Below are 4,093 nucleotides of genomic sequence, written 5' to 3'. Positions count from 1 at the left end.
ATGGACCGCAAGCAGGTCATCTCCTGGTGCCTCTTCGACTTCGCGAACTCGAGCTACTCGGCCGTGATCGCGGCGGTCGTCTTCCAGGTCTTCTTCATCAACCGCATCGTCGGCAACGCCGACGGCCGGGGCGACCTCTGGTGGGGCCGCGCGATCTCGGCGAGCATGCTCTTCGTCTCGCTCTCCTCGCCGCTGCTCGGCGGCATCGCCGACTACGCCGGCCTGCGCAAGCGGCTGCTCGGCGTCTACACGGCGCTCTGCGTCTGCTCGGTCGCCGCCTTCGCGCTGCTCGCCCCGGGGGCCGCGGCCGCCGGCTTCGCCCTGATCGTGCTGGCCAACGTCGGCATGGAGGGCGGCCTCGTGTTCTACAACTCCTTCCTCCCCCAGATCGCGCCCCCCGACCGCCAGGGGCGCGTCTCCGGCTGGGGCTTCGGCGTCGGTTACGCCGGGTCGATCACCTCGCTGCTGATCGCGCTGCCGCTGGCCAACGCCGGGCGCTTCGAGGCGATCTGGTTGACCGTCGCCGTGTTCTTCACGCTCTTCTCGCTCCCCGCCTTCCGCTACCTGCCGCACGACCGCCCCTCGGGCGTGGCGGCGGCGGAGGCGGCGCGGCGCGGCGTCGCCAACGCCTGGCAGACGCTTCGCGAGATCTGGGGGCGTCCCCAGCCCCGGAAGTTCCTGCTCGCCTACATGATCTACGAGGACGGCGTGAACACGGTGATCGTCTTCTCGAGCAGCCTCGCCGCCACGACCTTCGGCTTCGGCGCCGGCGAGCTGATCGCGCTGTATCTCGTCGTGCAGGTCACGGCGCTGATCGGCGCGTTCGCGCTCGCCCGACCGACCGACACCTGGGGCCCCAAGCGCGTCGTCGTCGGCTCGCTGGTGCTGTGGACGGCGGTGGCGGTAGCCGGGTACTTCGTCCCCGACAAGCGCTCGTTCTGGGCGGTCGCCTGCACCGCGGGCCTCGGGCTCGGCTCGGTGCAGGCCGGGACGCGCGCCTTCTACACGCAGTTCATCCCGCCGGGGAAGGAGGCCGAGTACTTCGGCGTCTACTCGCTGGTGGGCAAGACCTCGGCGATCCTCGGGCCGCTCGTCTTCGGGTCGGTCTCGGCCGCGTTCGGCAGCCAGCGGCCGGCGATCCTCTCGATCGCGTCGTTCTTCGCCGTCGGGCTGGCGCTGCTGGCGACGGTCAGGGGCGGCGGGCCGAACGTCGGGCGAACGGCGGCAGGCGCAGCACCTCCCTGAAGCTCGACACGTGGTACGCGGCCGTCAGGCCGGGGCTGCGGAAGGCGATCAGCGGCATCCCGACCGCCGCGGCGTGCCCGACGTCCACCTGCGAGTCGCCGATGAAGATCCCCTCGTCGGCGCCGAGCCCGAAGTGCGCCAGGATCTTCAGGAGCGCCTCCGGGTGCGGCTTGGGGTGCTCGACGTCGCTGGCCGTCACCACGAGGTCGAAGTGCGGCCGCAGCCCGAAGGAGTCCAGCACCGCGGGCATCGTCGAGGTGCGGCTGGTGCTGATCGCCGTGCGCAGCGGCGGGCGCACCGCGGCGAGGAACTCCAGCAGGTCCGGCTCCATCGCCATCCGCCGCAGGAACGGCCCGTAGTCGACCTCGGCGCGATACGCGTCGACCCGCGGGAGGTCCTCCGGCCACGCCCGGAAGAGAAACGGCACCGACTCGGGCGCGCTGTGGGTGTGGACGAACGCCAGCTCCTCCTCGGTCAGCGGCGGCCGCCCGAAGCGCTCGCGCAGGTGGCTGTAGTACGCGCGGTTGGCCTCGCGCGAGTCGAACATCACGCCGTCGCAGTCGAGGACGACGAGCTTGAGCTCCGGCATCGGCACCTCGTCGCGGGACTCCCCCCCGCCGCGGCGGATTCTACCCGGGAGGCCCGCTGCGGGAAAGAACCCTTTCGGCCGCGCCATCGGCCCGCCCGGCGGGACGAAGGGGAACGACGGCCCCTGCGTGCCTTGACAGGGATTCGATCCAATCGGTATACCCTTGCCCTGGTCTGATCGGGACCTTTCCGTGGCGTACCGCGGCTGCGGTTCGCCTGGAGGTCGGGACTGGACCGTCAGGATGAGGCTTGCGTCCCGCTGTCTGGGGGAGACGGGGAAAGGAAGCCGATGTCGCGCCTGCAGCCTCTCCTGCTGCCCGCCGCCGTTGCAACGGCGCTTGCAGCCGGGGTCACCGGTATCTACCGACACGTGGGGGAGTTCTCCTTCGTGTTCGACGACGGCGGGTTCATTCTGGACAACCCCCGCGTCCAGGACGGTCTGACCCTCGAGAGCGTCCGCTGGGCCATGACGGCGACCCATACGGCGAACTGGCAGCCCCTGACGTGGCTCTCCCATCTCGCCGACATCAGCCTCTTCGGCGTGCGGCCCGGCCCGGCCCACGTCGTCAATGTGCTCATCCACCTGCTGAACTGCCTCCTGATCCTCACCCTGCTGCGCCGCCTGACCGGCGCGCTCTGGCCGAGTTCCTTCGTGGCGATGCTTTTCGCGGTGCACCCTCTTCACATCGAATCGGTGGCATGGGTGTCGGAACGCAAGGACGTCCTGAGCGCCCTGTGCTGGCTGCTCGCGACCTGGGCGTACGTTCGCTATGTCGCCCGAGGCGGCATCGCACGCTACCTCGTCGTCTGTCTTCTCTTCGCGCTTGGGGTCACGGCCAAGGCAATGGTGGTCACGCTCCCGGTCACGCTGCTCCTGCTCGACTGGTGGCCGCTGGGCAGGCTCGCCCCGGGCACCGGGCGTTCGCCTCGCTGGCGCGCCGTGCTCCTCGAGAAGGTTCCCCTGCTCGCCATCTCGGCAGCCGCCAGCCTGGTGGCCATCGCCGCGCAGCGCCGCGGCGGAGCGCTGGCCTCGCCTGAGCTCTACCGGCCGGCGTGGCGAGTTGCGAATGCCGCGATCTCCTACGCAGTCTATCTTGGGAAGACCCTCTGGCCGGCCGGCCTGGCTGTGTACTACCCATTCCCTCTCGAGACGCGATTCGTGGTGTCGACCGCGGGGGCGGCTCTGCTCGTCCTGTCGCTCACGGGAGTGGCGGCCGGCTGCGCGCGACGCAACCCTGCCGTCTTGACGGGGTGGGTTTGGTACCTCGTCGGCCTCCTGCCCGTCCTCGGCCTGATCCAGGTCGGCGGCCAGGCTCGCGCCGACCGCTATCTCTACCTCCCGATGATCGGCCTCGGCATTGCCGCGGGTTGGGGGGCGCAACCGCTCGCCGGCCGCCTCCGGCACGCTCGCACGGCGCTCGCCGCTCCCGCCCTGGCCACCCTCGCGCTCTTCGCCCTGATTGCCACGCACCAGGTCGAATACTGGCGCACGAACGAGGCGCTCTTCCGGCACGCCCTGGCCGTGACGAAAGACAATTGGATCGCGCACAGCTTCCTTGGGTGGAAGGCGAGAAGAGACGGTGATGTCCAGGCCGCGATCGGGCACTACCGAGAAGCCGTCCGGATCAATCCCTCTTCGTCGGACATGCGCTTCAATCTCGGGCTGGCCCTCATCGACGCGGGAAACGCCGTAGAGGCGGCCGGCGAGGTCCGCGCCGCGCTCCTTTTCGACCCGGCCTTGGCAGAGGCCAGGTATTGGCTCGCCGTCTCGCTTCTGCAGGCACAGCAGTTTCCCGAGGCCCTCGAGAACTTCCGCGCCGCGGCCCGTCTCTTTCCCGAACGCGCCGTTGTCTGGAACGGCCTCGGCGAGGCGGCCCTCCGCCTCGGCCTCTTTGCCGAAGCCGAGTCAGCCTTCCGCGAGGCGGTTCGCCTGCAGCCGGGGGCAACCCTCTTCCAGCGGAACCTCCGTCACCTGCTGGCGCGACGCCGCCAGGGCGCAGGGGCGGATTGACTCCCCATTGGCCGCGGACTACAAGGTGTTGAGGGCCTCCAACCATCTTCAGGAGGTGGGCAATGACGACGGCGGCGATCGTCGGCTCGGCGGCTGCGGACCTTGGGCGGCCTCTCAGGTGATACCCGGATGACCGGGTCGGCCGAGGACGCCGTCGACACCTTCCTGGAGTGGCTGCGGATCGAGAAGAACGCATCGCCGGCGACCGTGCGCGCCTACGCCGCCGATCTCGACCAGTTCGCCCGCTTC

4 protein-coding genes are annotated in these 4,093 nt (G+C 70.1%); 3 read left to right on the top strand and 1 reads right to left on the bottom strand.

From position 1 onward, the window contains the following. Nucleotides 1–1,245, top strand: a 1,245-nt coding sequence (locus tag VI078_03835) for an MFS transporter (GenBank protein HEY5998416.1), incomplete at its 5' end; no start/stop codon positions are given. On the opposite strand, the gene VI078_03830 is transcribed toward VI078_03835, so the two are convergent. After that, nucleotides 1,190–1,834 carry an HAD family hydrolase gene (locus VI078_03830; protein ID HEY5998415.1) on the bottom strand — a complete coding sequence of 215 codons (645 nt, stop codon included), beginning with the start codon at nucleotides 1,832–1,834 and terminating at the stop codon, nucleotides 1,190–1,192. The two genes, VI078_03835 and VI078_03830, sit on opposite strands and share 56 nt — an antisense overlap. 288 nt (nucleotides 1,835–2,122) lie before the next feature. On the opposite strand from VI078_03830, the gene VI078_03825 reads away from it, so the two are divergent. After that, the gene (locus tag VI078_03825) at nucleotides 2,123–3,844 is read left to right on the top strand and encodes a tetratricopeptide repeat protein (protein ID HEY5998414.1); all 1,722 of its coding nucleotides are present in this window, start codon (nucleotides 2,123–2,125) and stop codon (nucleotides 3,842–3,844) included. A gap of 129 nt (nucleotides 3,845–3,973) precedes the next feature. Further along, nucleotides 3,974–4,093, top strand: a 120-nt coding sequence (locus VI078_03820) for a site-specific integrase (protein ID HEY5998413.1), incomplete at its 3' end; no start/stop codon positions are given.

It is taken from the genome of bacterium (assembly GCA_036524115.1).
Taxonomy (GTDB): Bacteria; JAUVQV01; JAUVQV01; order JAUVQV01; family DATDCY01; genus DATDCY01.
This window is presented reverse-complemented; position numbering and strand designations above follow the sequence as displayed.

What these genes read in the sequence shown, in the direction of transcription:
- VI078_03825 (HEY5998414.1), top strand. Translation starts at nt 2,123, where the DNA reads ATGTCGCGCCTGCAGCCTCTCCTGCTGCCCGCCGCCGTTGCAACGGCG.
- VI078_03830 (HEY5998415.1), bottom strand. Translation starts at nt 1,834, where the DNA reads ATGCCGGAGCTCAAGCTCGTCGTCCTCGACTGCGACGGCGTGATGTTC.